Below are 22,468 nucleotides of genomic sequence, written 5' to 3'. Positions count from 1 at the left end.
ATTGTCCACCGCTGGGTGACGTGCGCGGCCCCTGCTCCTTCATAGGTTTCTCGCATGAACGAGCTTCAGACACGGGCGGGCACGGCCGTCGAGCTGCGTGACGTGGTCCGGGTGTATGGCGGCAGGCAAGCGCGGGCTTCCGCTCTCGATGGGGTCAGCATCGGATTCGTCCGCGGCACCTGGACGGCCGTCATGGGGCCATCCGGCTCCGGGAAATCCACCTTGCTGCACTGCGCCGCCGGCCTCGAGCGGCCTACCAGCGGCCAGGTGCTGCTCGGCGACCGGGACCTGGCCGGCGCCTCCGAGCGCGAGCTCACTCGGCTACGGCGCCAAGAGGTTGGCTTCGTCTTCCAAAGCTTCAACCTCGTCGGCTCCCTCACCGCCGAGCAGAACGTCGCCCTGCCGCTGCGGCTGGCCGGCCGCAAGGTGTCGATGAACGACGTGCGGCAAATCCTCACCGATGTGGGGCTCGGCGAACGCCTACGGCACCGGCCGCGCGAGCTCTCCGGAGGCCAGCAGCAACGCGTCGCCATCGCCCGAGCCATGGTCACCCGGCCTGCAGTGCTGTTCGCTGACGAGCCGACCGGCGCCCTCGACTCCCGTTCCGCGCGCACGGTGCTGGGCCTGCTGCGGTCGATGGTCGACTCCGCGCGGCAGACCATCGTCATGGTCACCCACGACCCGGCCGCCGCCGCTAGCGCCGACTCCGTCGTCTTCCTCTCCGACGGGCGCATCGTCGGGCGCCTCGTCCGGCCCTCGGTCCACGAGGTCGCCGATCGGCTCGCCGCCCTGGAGGCATGATGCTCACGCTCTCGATCGCCACCTTCCGCGAACGCTGGCAGCTGTTCACCGGCGCCATCATCACCGTCATGCTCGGCGTCGCCATCGTCCAGTCATCGCTCTTGATCGTCGCCTCGGCTGGCCGATACGGCGAAGCGATCGCGGTGCTCGGCCTGGCGCTGGGAGTGTCGGTGTTCCTGGCGATCTTCGTCGTCAGCGCGACGTTCGCCTTCACCATCGCCCAGCGCCGCCGCGACCTCGCCCTGCTGCGCCTGATCGGCGGCAGCCGCGGCCAGCTCCGGCGGCTGCTGCTCGCCGAGGCACTGCTACTCGGCATCGTCGGCACTGTCCTCGGCGTCCCGGCCGGGCAGATTGTGCTGAGTCTGCAGACGGCGCTGCTCACCCACCTCGGATTCCTGCCCGATTCGTTCGCCGCGGCCTGGCATGGCTGGGTGCTCTGGGTCTCGAGCGGGATCGGCATCGGCGTCGCCGAGGCAGGCGTACTCGCCGCATCAAGACGCGCTGCCCGCGTGCGCCCGCTGGAAGCCCTGCGGGAGATCGGCGCCGCCGGGAAAGTCATGACCGCCGCCCGCTGGCTGGTTGGCGCCCTGCTGACCGTCGTCGCCCTCATCCTGATGACGATCGCAACGGCCGTGGACAACCCCAACGGAGCGATTCCGCTGTCGATCAACGCCACCGTCGCGCTCGCTCTCGGGCTCAGCGCACTGAGCCCGGTCGTCGTCCCGGTGCTCGGCCGCCTCATCGGCAGCCTCGCCGGCCGCACCACCGTTGGCGGGCTCGCCCGGGCCAACCTGCGTGACGGCGTACGTCGCAGCTCGTCCACCGCCGCGCCCCTGCTGGTCCTGGTCGCCCTGCTGATCGGGCTGGCCGGCACCTTCGGCAGCCTCTCCGCCGGTGCGCATCACCGCCTGGCCGCCGACCTGCGCGGTGACCTGGTTGCCGCCGGCCCGGTCACCCCGGGCACTCCCGGCGTCGCCGCCGCCTCGACGGAGTACGCCCTGACCATCCGGGTCACCACCGTCACCCACTACGGCGGCGACACGGGCACCGAGACCGACGACGTAGAGGCGCTCGCCGTGGATCCGGCCGCATACCAGCAGGCCCACCGGCTGCCACTGCTCGCCGGCTCGTACGCCGATCTGCACGGGCTCACCGTCGCGGCGGCCGGCGGACACCTCGGCGCGAGCGTGCCGATCCGTGTCGGTGGCCGGGACCTCACCGCGCGCGTGGTGGCCGTACTCCCGCCGACCCTCAACGGTGGCCCGCAATACCTGCTGCCGCAAGACATCGTCCCGCCGGCCGCGCTCGGTCCCGCGCGGGCCATCGTCCGGCTTGAGCCCGGCGCGGAGTCCGCGGCTGTGGCCAGGACCCTGCCGCAGCCGGTGCTCACCCTTGACGACTGGATCGCGCACACCGACAGCGCGCAGGACAGCCTCAACGCCGGCGTGATGAAGGTGGTCCTCGGCATGGCCACCATCTACGCCGCGATCGGCGTGATCAACGCGGTCGTCATTGGCACCGGGGAACGCCGCCGCGAGTTCGCCGTCGCCCGGCTCACCGGCTACAGCCGCGGCCAGGTGGTGGCCAGCGCCCTGCTCGAATCGGCGATCGTCACGGTCACTGGCCTGCTGTTGGGCTTGCTCGGGGCACTGGCCACCCTGATCGGCATCAGTGGAGTCGCCGGCACACTGGTGGCCCCGTGGGGGATCGTCTGGCTGACGATCCCCTCAGCCTTCCTAGCGGTTGGCGCGACCAGCGTGTGGACGACTCTCGCTGCCACCCGGCTCGCGCCGATCGCGCTGGCCGGGGCACGCGAGTGACCAGGTGACCCTACATCGGCGCCAACGGTGGCAGTGCAGCTGCGAACTCAGGCGCGGGCGTTCAGGATGCGATCACGGGACGCGGCGGCCTCGTCACGCAGCGCCGCGAGGTCGACATCCAGCAAGTCGCCCGCCCACTTGCGCACCTGTCCGGCGATGAAGACCGTGTCGACGTTGCGGGCATCCGAACCCAGCACGACGGTGCCCACGGCGTCGTTGAGCGGCATGTTGTTGATGTCCTGCGCCCTGATGACCAGTAGGTCGGCCTGCTTTCCAGGGGTCAGCGATCCGGTCACGTCACCGAGCCCGTTGGTACGGGCGCCCTGCAAGGTGGCGAAGTCGAGCACGTCGAAGGTGCTGATGCGCCGGGGCTCGGCGCCGGTGCCGTAGGCGGCATTGACCGCCCGCATCCGCTGAATGGCGTGCAGCGCGCGCATCTGGGTGAACATGTCGCTGGCCAGTGCGACCTCCACGTCGATGCTCAGGCCCGGCCGCACACCGGCGCCCAGGGCCTCGTCGACGGCGGGAATCGCCGTCTCCAAGCCGATCTGCGCGTCCGAGGTGGGAGCCAGGGCGATGGTGGTGCCGGTGTCTCCGATGGCACGCCACGCCTCGGAAGTCAGTCCGGTGGAGTGAATCAGGGTGACGTCCGGGCCGAGCAGGCCCTGGCGCTCCCAGGCCAGGATCGCCTGCGAGGAGGCAGTGCCGAAGACAGCGTCGACGCTGACGCCGATGCCCAGTTCCCGGGCCGTCTGTGCCAGCCGCCGGCCGAAGGCCAGATCGGGCCGGCGATCTCTCCGGTGGGCAGGGTGGCCAGGCGGAAGGTGAGCAGCTTGCTGTCGTGCTGCTTCTGCAGCCGTGCCACGTCGGCCGGCCACTGCCTGTCCCAGTCGCCGAAGTGCGGTCCCATGGCCGCGTGTATCCCCCGGATACCGGTGTCGAGCAGCGCCTGGACCGCTTGATCGGAGTGGGCGGTGCTTCGGGAGTTGTGCGAGAAGTCGAGCATGGTGGTGACGCCGCTGTCGATGGCTGTCAGCGCCGCCAGCTTCGTGCCGACATACATGTCCTGCGGGCGGTAGGCCGGCGCGTATCCCATCAGGGTCGTGGTGACGTACCCGCCGAGATCGTCGACGTCCGGCATGATCCGCCGCAGCTGCGTCTCCCAGGCATGGCGGTGGGTATCCACGAAACCCGGTGTGATGATGGCACCGGAGACGTCGAGGACGATCACGTCCTGTCCGCAGGTCAGCGACCGGAACCTCGTTTTGGCACCCTTCAAGCTTTGATGCTGTGGTCCCGGTGAGGATGTCGCCTTCGCGCCCGAACGCCTCGGGGCTCTGGCGAGGATCGTCCAGCTGAGCCGTCGCGGGGCCACCGCAGATGATCATGTGCTCCCAGTTTGCTCCCAACGTAAGGAGCAGAAAAGAAACGGCTCGTTACCAATGATCTGGTAACGAGCCGTCTGACCTGCTTACATAGCTGGTGGGCGATACTGGGTTTGAACCAGTGACCTCTTCCGTGTCAATACGGTCCACGCCATGCCGTGACCCGCCCAAAACCCGTTCAGGCAGGTCACGGCGCTCCCTTGAACGTCGTTGCCATCCGTTCGACACCGTCCACATCCGATGGCCGCCCCCCCTAATTCGACCGACCAGACAGGACAGCCAGGGAGCACCACACCACCAACCATCGGCAGCGCCAACGAACGTTGCGGAACGCTCCCCCGCCCGCGCGATCTCCTTATGTGAGCAGCGCAAACTCTCCGACAACAGGGAACATCCGTGAGGTGACCTGGGTCCCCTGGCCACGTCTTCCATGGTCACGCCGGCCCCTCGAGCGCAGCCGAGCGCAATGCGGCGAAACGGTGAGACTGCCCGGCATGACACTGAACGACGCCACGACTGGAGGTTCCCACTGTCCGACACGGCTCGCTCCCAGTTCGCGCCCGTACGGCGAACGACCGCCGTTGCCACTCCTCCGAGTCAAGTCCGGTCGGAAGCGGGCACAAGAAAGGCCGCCATCGCCAGTAGGAGGAAGAAGACCGTGCCCCCGAATCCACCCGCCCCAGGGAGGATACCGGCGACCGGGTCACGTGTACCCATCGCCGTCAGCACGCCCGCCGCAACGCCGACCATGAAGCTGAAGGCGATGATCACCGCGAGCCAAAGGGCGCGCGTAGAAGCATCCACTCCCGGTCCCGTCGGCCCACCCTCGTCGACCCCTACCGTAAGCACCTACGCCACCGCCGGAGGCAAGATCCTGCCGTCGGTGCCACTCAACTCCTCACTGAGATCAAAAAGCAGGGCTACACCGCGCATGAGCCTGCACTACCACTACATCACCCAAGGCCGGGTCGAAGCCGACCGCCCGGCTCTGTCGCCCAGGCGCCTGACCCGCTATCTCCTGATCGCGCCCGACCAGCTCAAAGAACATCAGCGCAAGCTCGTCGACGCCCTTACCAGCCCCTGCCCGCAGATGACCGCGCTGGCCGGGTTCATCGGCTCTTTCACCGCGCTACTCACGCCCGCGAGCGGCAACGACAACCGTCTCGACTCGGGGATCGCCGAGGTCAAGACCAGGGACCTACCCCACCTGCACACGTTCACCCGCGGCCTCGGCCTCGACCGCGACGCCGTCAACACCACCCTGGCTCACCCTTGCACGACGGCGGCACCGAAGGCGTCAACACCAAAACCAAACTCATCAAGCGACAAATATACGGACGCGCCGGCGAAGAAAGGTCCAGGATAATTCAAAGGCTACTACTCCATGACGACCCATGCCCTGCCGGAATTGAGTAAGAACGTGCCAAATCTCCATCGAAGATTACTAACAAAGAATCCGGATGATACCTAGGTCGACCAGACTCGCTCACACCGAGGGCTACCACAACGGAACAAGAAGCGCCTAGGTCAATCCGAACCGCCCACAGCAGGTCTACACCACATTCTTCGGATTCCTGCCAGGCAAAATCTATGTCCACGATCTTGCCGCCAAGAAAGGACGGCCACGGAACCACTGAGTTAACTTCGATCGCTGCCCCAGGGACTCCGAAAAAGTCCGGAGGCGCCACCCCAGATGCAACCGCCAACCCTTCTCGGAGCCCGTCCGTGGCCCAAGTGATGTGGAATGCGCTCTCGCCTACTCGCAGTGACACCCCCATGTCTACTTCATGAAGCACATCATCATTTTGATGACCATGAGGCCATCGATCTCCTGCTGCGATCCAGTACTCAACGCCACGGAGAGTATTCCCCAGACACACGGATCGCACATCGCCAAGTGCCGCACTATTACGTCTGACAATAACCGGCTTTTCAATCATCTCTACTTATACACCCCGAAATATTGAAAAACGTGATTCGCATCGAATACAGCGGATACGAATCCTTCACCGTCCGCAGATATAGTGTTACTTACGACATGATACCCGCCCGGGAAGTTGCTTTTCCCTGTAATTGGTTGGACGCTCGCCCGAGGATCAGTCAAGATATCCCAGATCAGATCTCTACCTGCGGAGTTCATAATTTCCGGCTTCTGTGACCTGATACTCGGGAGTTCGCCCCTCATTGAATGCTTTTTATATTCGTTGCCAGCCCACGAATTACCTTGCTTCGACGTCCTCTCGCCAGAGTCCGCCATTTCGGTACGGTTGTCGAGTCGCTTGGCGCCGGCGCCAAGGCCCAAGAACGGGATCATAGCGGCCACCGACAAGGCTGCGCCTGTCCAGTCCTTCTTACTGAGAGCAACGGCCACGCTTGCCGCGTCTGCTATCTCGCCGACACCGGGGAGGAAGCCCATAACGGTGAGGAATTCCTCGATGCCCGCTTCGCCGGAATAGAAGCTCTCGACACAGGTTGGGTCGCCTCCGCATAGCACCTCGATTGTGGCCCGATTGGGGTCGAAGCCATTCTTTGCGACCTGTTTCGTCCAGTAGTCGCAGTTGCCTTTGAAGGCCCCCCGGCATGCGTAGTGGTCGTCGGTGAAGACTAGAAGGAAGGCAGCCTTGCGAATCTTGCCGGTTTGGGCTTGATCCCTATCGACGGTAGGAATGTTTGCAGGCTTGGATGTCGGTGGTTGGGTAGGCTCGGTTGGCTCCTCTTCGCCGGCGCTGCTGCCATTTCCTTTCTCGCAGGCAGCGCCGTGCCCGCAAACTAGGGCGAGGCCGCTCGGATCGCTCTTTGTGATGGGACTGTTGGCCCCGTACTGGTATGCGTTGTACTGATGTGGGTCATCGATGATGAGCAGGGGGTCGACGCTGATGAAGCGGCCGAGGGTGGGGTCGTATTCGCGGGCAGCGAGGTGGGTGAGTCCGGTGGGGTCGGTGTCGCCGCCGATGAAGCCTTTGGGGTTGGGCCAGGGGGGTTGGATGCCGCGGGGTTGGCCGTAGGGGGTTTGTCGGCGGGTGGTGGCCGTTTCGTTGGCGGCGTCGATGGTGGTGTGTTGGGTGCCTTGGTGGTCGGTGTAGGTCCAGTTGAGGGCGGTGGCGGTGCGGGTGGCGATGAGTTTGCCGGCGAAGGTGTAGTAGCGGGTTGCGGTGGTGGTGGTGCCTTCGCGGCGGTGTTCTTGGCCGGGGAGGTAGAGGGTGATGCCGGTGGCGTCGCGGCGGAGGAGTCGGTTGCCGTCGGCGTCGTAGATGTTGCTGCCGGCGGTGGGGGCGTCGCCGGAGATGGTGGTGAGGCGGTTTTCGGCGTCCCAGGCGAGGTGTTGGGAGTTGCTGCCTGGTGGGCATGTGTTGGCGGCCTCGCCGGTGGGACGGCAGGTGGTGTTTCCCGCTGCGTCGTAGCCGTAGCTGCTCACGACTGGAGGTTCGCCGGATGCCTGGGTAGTTACGGCAGTAACGGCGTGCGGGCGGATGACGTCCTTGCCGCCGGTGGGGACGGTGTAGGTGCGGGTGGTGTTCCCGCTGGTGGTGTGGGCGGTTTCGGTGAGGCGGTTGCCGACTTTGTCGAAGGTCCAGTCTTGCCAGTAGGGCGCGGGGCCTCCGAGGTTGGGCAGGGTGGGGTCGGTTTCGCAGTCGACGCCGGTTTTCGGGGTCCAGGCGGAGGTGAGGCGTTGGAGGCTGTCGTGGCGGAAGCATTGGGTGTCGGTGCTGCCGGTCTGTGGGGTGTCGCTGATGGAGGTTATGTTGCCGGCGGGGTCGTAGCTGTAGTTGCGGTCGGAGACGATTCCGCCCGTCTTGGGTTCGATGTGGGTTCGTTTGATTCGGCGGGTGTCTTCGTAGTAGGTGGTGGTGTCGATGACGTAGTCGAGGTTGTGACCCTCGCGTTTGGTGCTGAGGGGTTCGCCAAAGGGCGTGTACTTCTGTTCGCTGACGTAGGTGGCCGCATCGGCGTTGGTGGTCAGTCCTGCCGGCAGGCCTGTCGGCCCGTATACGGTGGTGACGTTCTCGCCGGCTAGGCCGCCGCCTCCAGTGTAGGTGAGGTCTGTTGGTGATCCGTCGTAGTCGGAGTAGTCCTGGGTGAAGCTCCAGGTGCCTGCGATGCCGGTGCCTTCCACGGGCGGGATGACGTAGTGGACCGTGGCGGGCTGATAGCGAGTGCCGAACGTGCGGACCTGCATCTTGTAGGCGTTGGTCGAGCCCGGTGGTTCGTATCGGACCGTCTCTGTCAGCTGGCCGCGAAGAGTTTGTCCGGTAGCTAGCCGGTCGTACTTCCATTCGGCTCTTTTGGTGGCGGGGGTCACGGCGTCGTCGTAGATGCCGGTCTTGCGGCCGAGTCGGTCGTAGGTGTAAGCGAGGACTTCGCCGCGGGCGTCGGTGGTTCTGGCCAGGTCGTCGTGGTCGTTGTATTCGGAGGTTGTGATGCCCTTGTCCGGGTCCTTGGTCTGGATCTGCCGGCCCTTGACGTCGAAGGTGTAGGTCCATTCGTTGCCGTCGGGGTCGGCGACGGTGACAAGTTGGTCCTTGCCGTTGTAGGTGTAGCGGGTGGCCTGGTGGGGGCCTTCGACGCCCTGATCGGTGGTGTGCTGACGTAGTTCGACGGTGCGGCCATGGGCGTCGGTGACGCTCGTGGTTGGTGTGCCGCCGTCCGGAGGCGTGACGCGGGTGGTGTCACCGGTGTAGGCGGTGGTGGTGCGCCACTTCTCGACCAGAGCGGTGGGGCCGCCGGAGGTGTCGCTGCCGGAGGTGAGGAAGATTTCGGCGACCGGGCGAGACGCGTTGTCGTACACAGTCTGGGTTACTGCGGGTACGCGCCATTCGGACTCGCCCCACAGTTGGCCTCCGGCGGTGCCGAGCTTGTGGTGTGGGGCGTAGGTCATTTCGGGGCGGCCGGTTTTGTCGTATCGGGTGTCGGTGATGATGCGGCCGCCGCCGATCGCTTCGGTCTGCGTCTGCCGTGGGCGCAGCAGGGCGTCGAAGATCTCGTACAGGGTGCGGTAGTTGCCGCCGGCGTGCAGGGTCTTGGTGGCGATGTAGGGGTACGCGTCCCGCCCTGGCGCGTAATGGTAGGTATATCCTGAGGAGGGGGAGTTTTCGCGGCCGGCACGGTTCCAGCCGATCTTCCAGACTTTGGCGATGCGGCCGAGCGGGTCGTATGCCATTTCGTTGACCCGGCCGTTCGGGTCGGTGGCCTTGATCGGTAGGCCCCAGTAGGGGCGGGTGTCGACGCTGCTGGTCCAGCCTGTGGCACTGCCGTTCGGGTCGGGGGTTGTGGTGGTGACCTTGGTGACCGGCCCGCCGGAGATGGGTATGTAGCCGGTGGTGGTGGTGTTGCCGCGGATGTCGGTGGTGGTCAGAACCCGGCCGAAGGCGTCGTGGGTGCTTGCGGCGGTGGTCTGCCACACCGTGCCCGTGGAAGCTGACCAGTCTTTAAGTGCTTCGGCCTTGGTGATGGTGCCCTTGGTGGGGGCGTCGTTGACGCTGGCCTGGCCGTCGTAGTAGTTGCGGGTGTCGCTGATGATGTCGGCCGTGCTGGTCGGGTTGGTGCCGCAGGTCAGCGCGGTCACGGTGGTCTGCTTCACCGTGCCGGTGAGGTTTCTGCCGGTGTTGCGGTTGTAGTGGTGGCTGGTGCATTTTTCGTCACCGGTCTTGGCGATGTCGCCGTCGTCGCGGACTGATTCGAGGGTGCCGTATCTGTCGTCGAAGGTGGAGTGGGTTCGGGTGGTGCGCCAGCCGGCTTGCCCGTCGGTGCCGAGGGCGGTCGCGCTGTAGGTGGTCGTCGTGTTGGTGAAGCGGGCGGTGACGGTGTCGCCGTTGATGGTCCGTGACGCGAGAGCCGGGGATCGCCAGGGGACGTTGACGGTCTTGGAGACGGGTTTGGTTGTGACACCGTTGTAGACGACTTGTTCGCGAACCATGCCGGCGAACTGGTCCTCGTCCTGCACCGTCTCGTTGCCGAGGCTGGCGGGCACGATCACCTCGCGCGTGCCGCCGGTCGGGGTTTTCCGGTCGCCGTGCATGCCACGCAGGTAGGTCGTCACCGTCAACGTTTGGCTTGGAGCCTCACCGACGCGGGTTTCGACGGTCTCGTAGCCGCGGAACTGGTTCCACGTCTTGCGTTTTGGCTTGATCAGGCCGTCGTCGTCGGCATAGTGCCAGGCCGGTTCCTTGGGATAGGTGTAGCGGGTGTGCTTGATTGGCGAGCTGTAGTTGTTCCCGTCGAGGGTCATTTCGATGTCGGATTCGGACACCTGTTCCACGACGTACTTGTGCCACCACTCCCGGATTTCCGGTCCGGTAGGGTCGCTCGGGTCCGGGCCGATGACCGGGTAGCACAGTTTTGTGTTGGTGTGCGGGTTGGCGGGCAGGTTGTCGTCCGTGCACTCGGGGTCTCGGTAGGTGACTTGGGTCTTCGCGCCGGTCTCGGTGATGATGTTGCCGATCCGGTTGCGGTTGTTGGTGGTGTTGTGGTCGGTCAGGACCCGGTTGGGCAGTGAGGTCGGCTCGAATGTCACCGGCGGCAGCACCACCGGGGCCAGAGGTGTGGGCCCGGTGGAGTCGCTGTTGACGACCAAGCCGGTGCGGGTGATCTTGTTGAGCCACATGCCGGCGTACTCGCTGCCGTCGCCGACCGGCGGGTAGGTGTGGTCGAGGGTCCAGGAGTCGACGGCCTGCCACGCGGGGGTGGTCTTGGTGGTGTCCCAGACCTGGGTGGTGACCTTCGCCAACCGTCTTGTGGACCAGAAGGTGGGTGAGTAGTTGTCGTCGCAGTCGGCGGTGGCGCTGGTGCATTCCTGGTCCCAGGGCACATCTTTCCAGTGGGTGGCGTCGTGGGTGCCGCAGTCGGACTCGCACCGGTCGCGGACATCGAACAGCACCTGGACGGTCGGGTTGACCGACCTGCTGGCCGTACCGTCCGACAGGACCCGGTCCCAGGTGCCGTAGTCGATCCGCCTCAACGTTCCGCCGCGGACGTAGGAGAGGTTGTCGCCCTCGCCGAGGTTCTTGGCGTAGTAGTTGGTTTCCTTGTCGTACCAGTAGGACATGGTGTTGCCGTGCGGGTCGACGACGTAGTCGAGGTTCCACCGCCACGCCTGGGTGCAGAACGAGTCATCGAAGCCGTCATCGCTGTGGCACGGCTCGTTGTCGTGGTTGCCGGCGACCGGCACCGTCCAGGTCGAGTTCGTCGTCGACGCCTGACCGGCCAGGTTGTTGAGGCCGAAGTAGTACTGCACGCCGTCGGTGGTGGTCACCCTCCAGTGCTCGCCCCCCTGGGCACCGTTGCTCGCGCCCCCGAGTTTCTCGATCTTCGCGCCGTTCTCGTTGCGGGCGTGCCAGCCCTTACCCTCCTCGAAGACCAGCTCGGTGCCGCTGCCGTTGAGTGACATGGTCGCGTTGTACGATCGCCAGCACAGGTCACCGGTCCGCTCCCGGTTGTTCCCGTCGGTCATGTCATCGACGCAAGGCACGTAACTGCGCTCGATGAATCCCGGTGAGTACTCGAAACCCTCCCCCACCCAGGAGGGCTGGTTGTTCTCCGCGCTGGACCGGCCATCGGTGCTTGACGACGAGTACGACAGGGCCAGGTTCGGTGACGGACCGCCGAGCGACGGCGGCACCCGCATCGGATACGACCATGTGAAGTCGCCCGTGGACCCGCCGGACGACCAGGTCGCCGACGGTGTCAGCGGGGTGGCGGTGAAGTCGCCCTCCGGGCCGGACGGGGCGGCGGCCAACGCCACCAGGGTGCCGGCCGGGCCTGCCGTGACCTCGGCGGTCACCGTGCCGTCTGCGGTGTTGTTCACCGACGGCAACGGCGTCGGCTGGCAACCGTCACCTGCCCGCGTCTGCCCGGTGCAGGTGGGTGGGAGCTGCCACAGCCGCAGCCGTGATGCCCAGTTCCCACCGTAGGCGTACCGGAAGCTCCGGTAGTCGATGGATACGCTCATCGGCACGGCTGTGGAGACCATCGGGGTGACCGGCTTGACACGAACCAGCAAGCGGTCCCGCCACCCCTCGATAGCTGCGCGGTCGAGGACCTCGACGTCCACCTGGGACAGCTGGCCGCTACCCGCCGCTGCCGCTATCCGTACGGGCAGGCCCTCCGCCTGCGCGCCCACCTCACCAGTCCGGCGGGCGCCAGCGTCGGGCAGTGTCACCCGGGCGGTGCCGGGCCTGGGCCAGACCGGAGCCGGCAGCACCGCACTCGCTGCCCGCTTCGACGGCCACGCCTTGCCCTTCACCGCAGGCGCGGGCCGTCGCTTGTCCTGAGGAACAGTGGCTCGACTCGACGTGTCAGCCGGTGCTGCCTCCGCCGGCGGCACATGCAGGAAGGTCGTCGCCATGACTGCGCTGACCGCGGCCGCGACCAGCGTGCGCGCGGGCCGCAGGGCTCGGACCAGACCGGTCCACGGAGATGGAGATGGAGATGGCATGAGCACGGGTCCTCCGCAGTCGGCCAACAGGCTTCCGTAGCAATGTGGTCAAACGACCCGGGCCAGCGCCCGGTCCGGTGAGGGTCAGAACACCGTCATATCGACAGACTGCTCGTCATACAGGGCGTCTACCTGGGCATCGGTCATCGCCCCCTGATACACCAGGAGGTCGTCGACGCCCCCATGCCAATATTCAGACAAAGAACCGTTGGAGAGGGCGCGGCCGAGCTGCAACGGTCCGCTCGATGCCATCGGCGTCCACGACAACAGCGCAGTTTCCGCCAACTGCCCCTGTACGTACAGGCGGATCTGGCCGCGGGCTGCGTCGTACACCCCTACCAGATGAACCCATCCGCTGCCGTCCTCGGACGCTGGCGATTTCACCGAGGCCTGGAGGCTGGCCGAGGTGTCCTCGTCGTTGACGATGAACTGCCACTCACCACCATCGCCGTCGCCGTCGGGCTGGTACTTGACGGAGAATGCGGACTCACTGTTTCCGCGCTGAGAGACGAGCGTCTGCTCGCCTGCTTCTTCATCCCGGTAGGCCCAGACGGAGACGGTGTAGGAGTCGTCGGTCCGCAGGACCGTCCCGTCCTGCCAGATCGGAGCTTCCGGTGTTCCGTTGTTGGTCTGCGACCAGCCGTACTCAGTGGTGGTCAGCTCGTCGTGTCGCGGGTCGTTCGGGTCCAGGTCCCATGTGCCGTTCAACGCCAGTCCGAGGCCGCGTTGTCCCTGGCCGACATTTACCCCGTGGGACAATGCGAACCGCCGACCGAACCGGCTCCTGTCCACTGCCTCGCATACCCCAGGCTCGATGACCGGCTCCCAGCAGGGAACGGCGTTGGTGAAGTTCCAATCGCCCGCCTTGGTGGGCGTCAGCACACCGGGGTGGCTGACTCCGCCGGAGGTGGGATCTGTCCAGAGCTGGCCGGTGAAGTCGTGCTCGATCAGGGTCCGGTCGAACACCTGAACGTCGACGATGTCGCCCTTCCACCACGTCGTCTTCGACCGGCCCACCCACATCTGATGGCCCGCGTCGTTGAACGTCGCCACCCCATCGAGGCGGTCTTCGACCATGCCGTTGACGTAGAGGATGAGTGTGCCCGCAGTCTTGTCGTAGGCGACGGCGAGATGGGTCCATACACCGGTGGCGGGTGCAGTGGTGGATCGAGCCTCTGACCAGGTGACCGTGCCCGTTGCTGCCGACGGGATCCTAACCAACCACCGGTCGCTGCTCTGTTGATACATCAGGCGTAGCGACTCGTTGCCGTTGGCGTCCTTGGCCAATACCGTTCGGTCGGTCGACTTGTCGGCCAGGTTCACCCAGGCGGCCACGGAAAAGCTGTCCGATGTGTCTAACGCATCGGCTTGGGCGCTCAAGTAGGAGGAGGTGCCGTTGAAGGCAGCCGTCTGGCCGCCGATCAGACGCGCGTCGGTTCGCCACGTGACGTTAGACGCTGTCAAATCGGTAGGTCCGTCGTCGTCGGCGCCGGGGCGTAGGTCCTTGAGCGCCTGTGCCTGGCTGCGGCCCGGATGGGTCTCCAGGTCCCACAGCGCGGTCGGCGATGCCGGCTGGACCGTCTTGAGGTCCCACGAGGCCAGATGGCCGAGGTTGCCGGTCGAGTCGATCGCCCGCACCCACAGCGTGTTCGTCCCGTAGCCGGGCACCATTACGGTGATCGGGGCGGTCTTCTCCGTAGTGCCCGAGGCAGGCACCTCGCCGAAGTTGGCGGTCGGTAGGACCGCCAGGACATCGCGCTTGCCGTCACCGGTGAAATCCCCTGGGGTGACAAGACCGGCCACGTCAGCCCAGCTCGGGGCGAGCAGTTCCGACATGCCGGTGACCCAGCCGCCGGTGCCGTTGCCGCGGGTCATTCTCAGGCTGTTGTCGCTCTTGTGCCGGTAGAGCAGGTCGGGCTTTCCGTCTCCGGAGAAGTCTCCCCGTCCGGTCAGCAGTTCCAGGGCGCCCCAGCTGTTGCCGATCGGCTCCGACCTGCCGGTGACCCAGCCACCCGTGCCGTTGCCGCGCACCATGTACAGTGCCGCGTTCGCCGAGCTGCGGTACAGGACGTCCGGCTTGCCGTCACCGGAGAAGTCGCCCGGGGAGAAGATCCAGTTCGCGGCGGACCAGCCGACGCCGACCTGCACCGCGGTAGTCTCCAGGCCGCCGGTGGCGGTGCCGCGACGCATGTACAGGTGCAGGTCGCCGGCGTTGCGGTAGAGCAGATCCGGACGTCCGTCCCCGGAGAAGTCTCCCGGCGAGAACAGGTACTGGGCCGTCGACCAGTTTCCGGAGTCAAGCGTCTGCGGCGCGGTGATGAATCCCCCCGCACCGTTGCCCCTGACCAGTTGGAGGCTGCGGTCGGTGACGCGGCGGAACACCACGTCCGGCTTGCCGTCCCCGGACAGGTCGCCCGGGCTGAACACGGTGCTGCCGTCGACCTGCCAGCCGAGTGCCGGCTCCGACCACGTCTCGGCGAGTCCGCCGGTTCCAGTGCCCGGGTGGGTACGGACCCGGGCTGTCCCCGCCGGATCACCGGTCCACGAGTACCGGAACTTCGTCACGTCGGCGGTGTTGTCACCGCTGACCTTGACCTGGAAAGTCACTGGCGTGCCCGGCCCATCCACCTCTTCGTCGTCCGGAGGCGTGATCACCGGCGCCGGCGGTCCGTGGTTGTCGACGGTGAACTGGCACCACGCCGACCAGCCGCTCCACTGCTCATACGGGTCCACCGACGTCACCCGGAACGCGTATGTCTTCGCCGTCGTCAGGCCGGTCACCGAAACCGTCGTCGCCCGCCCACCAGCCGGCGCCGACGCCGTCGCCGGCCGAGGCAACCGCGAAGGGAAGGAATCGGTGACCAGGCCGATACCACCGGCCGGGACCTCGATCCACTCATACGTGCCCGTCAGCGACTGGGTGTTGTCGGCATCCGGGTAGACAGCCGAGAACGTCGGCGTCAACGTGCCGATCCCGACCGCGCCCGAGGCCGGACATGCCACACCCGCGACGTGCAGACTGGTCGGCTTACTCGGCTTCGAGTTGTACTCGACGATGAGCTTCGCGTCGGCCGGGACGAACTTCTTCCACCGCTCCAGCGTCCCCTCGTTGGCGCCATTGCTGTCACGAGCCGAAAACCCGACCGTCCACAACGTCGCCCGATGATCCGCCACTGCCTGAACTTTGGTCGTCACCACCGACGAGTCAAAGTTCATGATCATGTCGGGTTGGAGGACGCCGCACCCGCCCGCCTCGTTGGCGTGCCCTCCAGTGCCGTCCAGGAGCGTGCCCAGCGTCATCTTCGACCAGGTCGCCTTCATCGCGTGATCGATCACCGGCGTCTGATACATGTACGCCCACGTGTCGTCACACGAGTGCGAATGCGTGAGCTTCATCTGCACGTACGCGTCCGCGATGTGCTTACCCGCCAGCGACACCCCGTTGCTGGTCGTCGGGAACTGGAAGAACGACCGGAACACACTCCCGATACACGGGCCCTCCGGGCTGTAACCCATCCGCGCCACCGTGTAGTCGGCGTTCGAGCAGTTATCGTCGGTCGCATACGCCCACCGGCTCTGCCGCACCGACCACGCCGGATCGATGAACACCGGAAACTCCTCCGGAGCACCGGCCAGCATCTCCGCATCCGGCGTCAACACCAGGTCACCTTCGGCCGTCACCGCCGTACGAACCGGCGCCGTCGCCGCCCCACCAGCCGGCCCCTCGACCGTCGACTCCCCCACCGCCGACACCCGCCCCATGGCCGCCGTCTGGCCGGCCGAATTCCACATCACCGCCGGCTCCGCCGACGCCACCACCTCAGCACCCACCTGGGCACGTAACGACCCGTCCGGCAGACCCGCCGCCCGGGCATCACCACCAAGATCGAAATGGATCTGCCGCACCGCCGGGTTAGCCGCCGCCTGCACCGTCTTGACCACCAACAGGTGCGAGAACCCGGTCCGGGTCGCCTGCACCGTCAAATCAACGCCAGGCAGCACCTCGGCATAGGTGGCGGTATCACCCGACACCGATGGTGCGGGCAAAGCAGCAGGCCAGCCGACGGTGAACGTGCGCCCCTCCCTGGTCAACGACACCAGAGGGTTCATACCGCCGTTGGAAAAGGTCACGTCCGCGACGGAGACCGCCGGTCGCAACCGGCCATCCCCGCCCCGTGACAGACGAAGATCGACATCCGCCCAACTACCGTCCGCCCGCCGCGCCCACAAGGGCACCACCCCGGACTCGAACGTCAACTCACCACCGGGCTGAGCCACCACCCGCGCGAACTCCGACCGCGACGACCCCACCACTACCGGCCCATCGCACGCCTCGGCCGCCGCGACCGCCTGCGCCTCCGACACGGCTTCGCTCGCGCACTGCGGCTGTGCCGAAGCGGACGGTTGCGCCAATGCCGGCGCGGCGCCGATCGCCAGCAACATCACCACACCGGCCGCGGTCTGACGCCGCCACCCCTGGCGCGCCCACAACTGACGCCGTAGTGCGGACACCAAACCAGCACCCACCACAACTCGCCGTGGTCAAGTTGTAACAGCCCGCGAACTCTATAGAACATGGAGATCATCTGTAAAGAGGCGTTACAACTGGTGACCACAAACCGGACAACGCAATATCACCCACCCACCAGCCGGCACGCACCGCAACCCCACCGCAGGCGCGACGGCCTCGACCACAGCGCCGCCACCGCAGCACTCAGGAGGTACAGCTGTTCACCATGGTCTGCAACGCGGACCTCTCCGCCGACTGGAGGTGCCTGCCCACTCGTACTTGGTCCGATTCCGCTCCAGTCGCAGGCGAACGACCGCCAGCGGCTGATCGCCCGAGGGTTCCCCGCACCGCCACGCCTCGACGAGCGGCACGATGTGGTCGAGGTCGAGGTCGAGGTCGGCTGGGTCGCTCCATGGCGCCCGTAGAAGTCGCGCATTGCCAGGCCCCGCTCCTCGACGTCCGGAGAGCGCAGCGCCACCCGAAGCGCTGGCACCTCTTCGGCTGAGCCGTAGACATGAGGCACCAACGCCCAGCCGACATCGTGAATCCCACAAACATGCGGGCGGACTGTACAGCCGCATGCCTCCCGCGGTGCGCGCCGGCCGCAACAGCCCGGCCCGCTCGTAGCCGCGCAGCGTGTGCGCTCCCAGGCCGGTCATCTCGGTGACCACCGAGATCGAAAACATGCCCTCTGCCTGCTGGTCCGCCACCTGCGCCAGACCGCCGACGGCTCCCGCAAAATCTCCGGACTCGAACCTTGACACTGCCATGGCTTCGTTGTAGTGGTAGAGGCAAGTTGAGTCAAGGGCACTCAACTACCGGGAGATCTCCGGGAACCCGAGACCCTTTGGTGAAGGAGCACCGAGGAGGAGATGACCATGCTGATGCGTACCGACCCGTTCCGCGACATCGACCGCGTCTTCGAGCAGCTCACCGGCACCGCGACCCGCCCCGCCGTGATGCACGTCGACGCCGAGCGCGACGGTGACTGGTTCAACGTGTACTTCGACCTACCCGGCGTCAACCCCGACTCGATCGAGCTGACCGTCGAGCGCAACGTCCTGCAGGTCAAGGCCCAGCGGCAGCGGCAAAGCAAGAACGGCGTCGAGACCGTGATCAGTGAGCGGCCGATGGGTGTGTTCAGCCGGCAGCTGTTCCTCGCCGACACCCTCGACACCGACAAGCTCGAAGCCAGCTACGACAACGGCGTCCTGGAGCTGCGGATCCCGGTCTCCGAGAAGGCCAAGCCCCGCAAGATCAGCATCGGCTCAGGCAACTCGGGCCGCAAGCAGATCAAGGGCTGACCTACCCGCCGCGGTCTCCTTGCCGGTATGACCTTTCTCCCGGTCACCTCCGAAGCGGCCCGGCGCCCTCACCCGGGTGCCGGGCCGTGACCGGCCGCCATGATCTAGCGCCCGCCGGGCGATCCCGGCGAGCGCGCTGTGGACAACCCTGTGGAGGAAGCGATGACCCTTCCGGTTCTTCGATCGAACCCGTCGGCCAGCGCACCGGCGGGCTACGAGCCGCTGCGCGAGTTCGCCCAGCTTCAGCAGCGGATGACCGACATGCTGGCCACCGTCCTGGACGGCATGCCGCTGGCCGCCGGCGCCGGCTGGACCCCGCTGGCGGACGTCACCGAAACCGACGACGCCTACCTGGTCGAGATCGACCTGCCCGGCGTCAACCGCAAGGACCTCACCGTCGAGGTCGCCGGTGACCAGCTGCGCGTGTCCGGCGAGATCGTCGAGAAGGAAAAGGTCGGCTGGCTCCGGCACCGCACCCGCCGGGTCGGCCAGTTCAGTTACCAGACGCTGCTGCCCGGCGGCATCGACGCCGAGCACATCAGCGCCGACCTGGCCGACGGGGTGCTCACCGTGCGCGTGCCCAAGACCGAGACGGCCAGGCCCCGCCGGATCACCGTCAACGCCGGCTGATCCCGCAGCACCCTGTTCGTTCTGGCCGATTCGCCGACGAAAGGAGGAGATGCGCGATGACGCCGACCCTCGAAACCACCACCACCGCCGCGCCCGCGCAGCGGGTCGTGGCCTCCTACCCCAGCTACCCGGCCGCGGAACATGCCGTCGACTACCTGTCCGACCAGCAGTTCCCTGTCGAACGCGTCGCGATCGTCGGGCGTGGCCTGCACAGCTACGAACAGGTCACCGGCCGGCTCACCCTCGCCAAGGCCGCCGGCTACCACGCCATCGACGGCAGCGTCCTGGGCGCCGTGTTCGGCTGGATCCTCGGCTTGTTCAACCTGATCAACCCGCTGGTCTCCGCGCTGCTGCTCGGCGTGTACGGGGCGATGATCGGCGCCGTCCTGGGCGCCCTGCTCGGCCTGGCCGCGCACGCGCTCACCGGCGGCCGCCGGGACTTCGCCTCCATCGGCGGGTTGCGTGCCGACAGCTACGAGGTACTCGTCGACGACACCCACGCCGACCACGCCGCCCAGCTGCTGGCCGCACCCGCCGCGCGCGGGCGTAGCTGACCCCAACAACCCCGGCTTCCCGGCCACCATCCTGCGGTGGCCGGGGCCGCCGGCTGACCATGAGCAGGTGAACCGCCACCATGACCACCACCAGCAACGCCCCGGACCGCGCCGTGCACCGACTCAGCCGACCAACGCATCGGCGCCATCGGACGCCCGCGCCGGCCGTGCCCGTGGACATCTACCGCCGCGAGGACCACGACGTGGTGCTGTGCGACCTGCCCGGTCTCGACCCCGGCAGTCTCGACGTCGAAGCCGACGGGACCACCATCACCGTCCGCGGCCACCGCAGCGCCCCGCACCTGCCCGACGCGACCCCGGTCACCAATCAACGACCGTCAGGCATCATCGACCAGCAGATCCGGCTGGACCGGCCCGCGACCGGACACGGCATCACCGCCACCTACACCGACGGCGTGCTCACCCTCACCATCCCCACCGACAGCCGCCGCGACCGTCACGTGCACGACCAACGCTCACCCGCGCACGTCCTGCACGCCATCAACTGACTCCCGCAACGACCCGACCGACCACTTGCCATGACTGCCCGACCCGTAAAGAACGCTGCGCCCACCGGCTCCGCCGTCTACGTCTCGGCCAACGCACGCCGGCGCCGCACCGCGCCCGGCTGGCAACCCGCCTTGCTTACCGTGCTCGCCGCCGCCGCGGCGGCGCTGGCCGCCGCCGGCAACCTGCACTCACCCCACCTGACCATCCGCCTGCTGGCCGCCGCCGGCACCGCCGCGTTCCTCATCACCGGCACCGCCGCCGTCCTCCGAACCGCCTCCTGGCTGTCCACCATCACCGCCGACCGGCTCGGCCACACCCACGCCAGCGTGCTGCGCATCCTCACCGTCATCACCGGCGCCGCCACCATCCTGCTGACCACCCTCGGCATCCTCGCCGTACCGGTCGGACAGCTCCTGCTCGGCGGCGCGCTTACCGGCGCGCTGCTCGGCATCGCCGGCCAGCAAACCCTCGCCAACATCATCGCCGGCATCGTGCTGCTGACCACCCGCACCATCGCGGTCGGCGACCGCATCCGCCTGCACAACGGCACCCTCGGCGGCACCTTCGAAGGCACCGTCACCGAACTCGGCCTCATCCACTGCCACCTACGCACCACCGACACACCACTGGCCATCCCCAACACCCAAGTCCTCACCAGCGCCATCGCCGTACTCGACCCCGAAGCCGCCCAGCCCACCAGCCCACTGACCCGACGCCCGCGCATCCCGCGAACCCGACGCCGGCGCCACCATCCGATCACCCACACCCAGGTTCTGCGCACCACCCGCGTGCTGCCCGCGGTGACGACCGACAGCACCACCACCCTGGTCTGCAACCCGCCGGAAAAGCCCAGCTGACTCAGCAACGGACCGCCCGACGCCGCGCCTAACAACGGAACCTCTCACAGCCGTGCCGCCACGTCGACACCATCCTGCGGAAGATTCTCGGCGTCAAACCCTAGTTCTTGGCTGAGAGCGGCTCGGAGACCCGGACGAACAGCAGACCCAGCACCGGGCCCGGCGCTTCGACGAGCACCTCGTCGTCGCCGGGCTGATCGATCCCGGAAATCGGCCAGCCGGTCAACCGGCTCCAGAACGTAGCCATCTCGTACGGGTCCGAGCAGTCGATCGTTACGTGACGCAGTCTCATTCGCAGCGCCGAAGGTCGTAATCGAACCGGCAACAAGCGGACCCGGGCACCCGGCCCGGTGGGTGCGGAGACGGATCGGCGTGAGGCCCGCGCCGCAGCGTTTGCGCGGGGCGCGACCGGCCCCGGCTCGCCGCGTCGCCGCCCGGTCGTCGAACACTTCAGGAGATGCCCGGCTGATCTCGTGCGCAGCGAAACGCGTCTCTGATTTCGCAGACCAGGAGATCTGGTTGTTCCAGGCCAGGAAAGTGCCCGCCACGGTCCAGTTCGTGCCAGGTGTGGAGGTCGCGATAGCGCCGTTGCGCCCAACGACGTGCGGTCGGCCAGGGATCGGCCGGGAACAGCGAACAGGCGGTGGGGGTGGTCACCGGTCGCGCGTTCTCCTCCTCCGCGCTGCGCGGCACCCACCTCATCGCCTCCCAGTACCAGCGAGCGCTGGAGGCTCCGGTGCCGGTCAACCAGTACAGCGCGATGTTGTCGACCTGCTTCGACACGCTCACACCCCCACCGACCGCAGGTCGGGTGTCGGCGTAGGCGGTGAACTTCTCACCGAGCCATGCCGCCATGCCGGCAGGTGAGTCGAGCAGGGAGTAGCCGATAGTCTGGGGACGGGTGCTCATCAGCATCCCGAAGCCGTAACCGTCCATCAGGTGCAGGTCCCGCCGGTCTAACAGGCGCTGTTCCGCCGGGTCCGGTGCGATCCGGTCCTCCGGCAAGGGGGACGCCAACGGCATCGTCAGGTGCAGGCCCGCGACGCGCTCAGGAACAAGACGCGCCAGTTCGGTACTTACATAGGCACCCCAATCCCCGCCGTGTGCCCCGAAACGCTGGTAACCAAGCAGAGTCATCAGCGCGGCCCAGGCCCGGGCGGTACGGCCGGGGTGCCAGCCCCGCTCGCGGGGACGGTCACTGAACCCGAATCCCGGCAGCGCCGGTACGACCACGTGGAAGGCGTCACGGGCGGAACCGCCGTACGCGACCGGATCGCTGAGCGGCCCGACGACGTCCTCGAATTCGAGCACCGAACCGGGCCAGCCGTGTGTCAGCACCAGCGGCAGCGCCGTCGGCTCCGGTGAACGAACGTGCCAGAACGCGATACCCAGTCCGTCAATGGATGCCCGGTAATGTGGAATCGCGTTCCACCGGGCTTCCCTCGCGCGCCAGTCGTGCTGTCGCCACGCAGCGAGCAACGCCGCGAGCTGTTGCAACTCGATTCCCTGCGTCGCGCCCGGCACCGTCTCGGGTTCGGGAAGGCGTACCCGGTCCAGACGAGCACGCAGATCGAGCAGGTCGTCGTCGCTGACATGAATGGCGAAGGGCTCGACCTCAGGCACGGTCGCTGTGCCCGAAGAGATGTCGGTCATGCAAAAACCCTAG

At 66.9% G+C, this 22,468-nt stretch carries 15 protein-coding genes; 8 read left to right on the top strand and 7 right to left on the bottom strand.

Features of this window, described 5'->3' with window-relative positions; translation table 11 throughout:
• Positions 1-54: 54 nt before the first annotated feature.
• Together C6W10_RS16010 and C6W10_RS16005 are read left to right on the top strand one after the other, a co-directional pair.
• On the top strand, positions 55-801 hold the full coding sequence (locus C6W10_RS16010; protein ID WP_107258766.1) for an ABC transporter ATP-binding protein: 747 nt from the start codon (positions 55-57) through the stop codon (positions 799-801).
• Complete coding sequence (locus C6W10_RS16005; RefSeq protein WP_199853943.1) at positions 798-2,621, top strand: FtsX-like permease family protein; 1,824 nt, start codon at positions 798-800, stop codon at positions 2,619-2,621. Before C6W10_RS16010 ends, C6W10_RS16005 begins: the two co-directional genes overlap by 4 nt.
• Positions 2,622-2,668: 47 nt before the next feature.
• Here the strand turns inward: C6W10_RS16005 and C6W10_RS38565 are convergent, their stop codons facing one another.
• Both C6W10_RS38565 and C6W10_RS38560 read right to left on the bottom strand, forming a co-directional pair.
• Complete coding sequence (locus C6W10_RS38565; RefSeq protein WP_234361913.1) at positions 2,669-3,355, bottom strand: amidohydrolase family protein; 687 nt, start codon at positions 3,353-3,355, stop codon at positions 2,669-2,671.
• Positions 3,259-3,900, bottom strand: a complete 642-nt coding sequence (locus tag C6W10_RS38560; RefSeq protein WP_234361775.1) for an amidohydrolase family protein — start codon at positions 3,898-3,900, stop codon at positions 3,259-3,261. The genes C6W10_RS38565 and C6W10_RS38560 overlap by 97 nt, the downstream gene beginning before the upstream one ends.
• 854 nt (positions 3,901-4,754) lie before the next feature.
• Here C6W10_RS38560 and C6W10_RS15990 point away from each other — a divergent pair.
• Entirely contained in the window at positions 4,755-5,372 is a 618-nt protein-coding gene (locus tag C6W10_RS15990) for a hypothetical protein (protein ID WP_199854120.1), read from the top strand.
• A gap of 576 nt (positions 5,373-5,948) precedes the next feature.
• On the opposite strand, the gene C6W10_RS15985 is transcribed toward C6W10_RS15990, so the two are convergent.
• The 3 genes from C6W10_RS15985 to C6W10_RS39720 all read right to left on the bottom strand — a co-directional run bounded on the left by C6W10_RS15985 (position 5,949) and on the right by C6W10_RS39720 (position 17,633).
• Positions 5,949-12,347, bottom strand: a complete 6,399-nt coding sequence (locus tag C6W10_RS15985) for an RHS repeat-associated core domain-containing protein (RefSeq protein ID WP_234361774.1) — start codon at positions 12,345-12,347, stop codon at positions 5,949-5,951.
• 174 nt (positions 12,348-12,521) lie between these two features.
• Positions 12,522-16,880, bottom strand: coding sequence for a LamG-like jellyroll fold domain-containing protein (locus tag C6W10_RS38555; RefSeq protein ID WP_304598415.1), 4,359 nt, complete (start codon positions 16,878-16,880; stop codon positions 12,522-12,524).
• A gap of 288 nt (positions 16,881-17,168) precedes the next feature.
• Positions 17,169-17,633, bottom strand: coding sequence for a MerR family DNA-binding transcriptional regulator (locus tag C6W10_RS39720; RefSeq protein ID WP_369938693.1), 465 nt, complete (start codon positions 17,631-17,633; stop codon positions 17,169-17,171).
• A 192-nt stretch (positions 17,634-17,825) separates the two neighbouring features.
• On the opposite strand from C6W10_RS39720, the gene C6W10_RS15970 reads away from it, so the two are divergent.
• The 5 genes from C6W10_RS15970 to C6W10_RS39210 all read left to right on the top strand — a co-directional run bounded on the left by C6W10_RS15970 (position 17,826) and on the right by C6W10_RS39210 (position 20,802).
• Positions 17,826-18,251 (top strand): Hsp20/alpha crystallin family protein, encoded by a 426-nt coding sequence (locus C6W10_RS15970; RefSeq protein WP_107263981.1) that lies wholly within the window; start codon positions 17,826-17,828, stop codon positions 18,249-18,251.
• A 162-nt stretch (positions 18,252-18,413) separates the two neighbouring features.
• Positions 18,414-18,881: an Hsp20/alpha crystallin family protein gene (locus tag C6W10_RS15965; RefSeq protein WP_107258762.1), complete on the top strand. Its 468-nt coding sequence runs from the start codon at positions 18,414-18,416 to the stop codon at positions 18,879-18,881.
• A gap of 56 nt (positions 18,882-18,937) precedes the next feature.
• A complete protein-coding gene (locus tag C6W10_RS15960; protein WP_107258761.1) occupies positions 18,938-19,435 on the top strand; it encodes a general stress protein in 498 nt (165 codons plus the stop codon).
• 80 nt (positions 19,436-19,515) lie between these two features.
• Positions 19,516-19,944: an Hsp20/alpha crystallin family protein gene (locus C6W10_RS15955; RefSeq protein WP_107258760.1), complete on the top strand. Its 429-nt coding sequence runs from the start codon at positions 19,516-19,518 to the stop codon at positions 19,942-19,944.
• Positions 19,945-19,974: 30 nt separating this feature from the next.
• Positions 19,975-20,802, top strand: coding sequence for a mechanosensitive ion channel family protein (locus C6W10_RS39210; RefSeq protein WP_159104601.1), 828 nt, complete (start codon positions 19,975-19,977; stop codon positions 20,800-20,802).
• Between the two features lie 100 nt (positions 20,803-20,902).
• On the opposite strand, the gene C6W10_RS15940 is transcribed toward C6W10_RS39210, so the two are convergent.
• Both C6W10_RS15940 and C6W10_RS15935 read right to left on the bottom strand, forming a co-directional pair.
• The gene (locus C6W10_RS15940) at positions 20,903-21,094 is read right to left on the bottom strand and encodes a VOC family protein (RefSeq protein ID WP_107258758.1); all 192 of its coding nucleotides are present in this window, start codon (positions 21,092-21,094) and stop codon (positions 20,903-20,905) included.
• A gap of 158 nt (positions 21,095-21,252) precedes the next feature.
• Positions 21,253-22,455 (bottom strand): epoxide hydrolase family protein, encoded by a 1,203-nt coding sequence (locus C6W10_RS15935; RefSeq protein WP_107258757.1) that lies wholly within the window; start codon positions 22,453-22,455, stop codon positions 21,253-21,255.
• Positions 22,456-22,468: the final 13 nt, after the last annotated feature.

This window comes from Plantactinospora sp. BB1 (genome assembly GCF_003030385.1).
Taxonomy (GTDB): Bacteria; Actinomycetota; Actinomycetes; order Mycobacteriales; family Micromonosporaceae; genus Plantactinospora.
The sequence above is the reverse complement of the archived record's forward strand: the minus strand, read 5'-3'. Positions and strand labels throughout refer to the sequence as shown.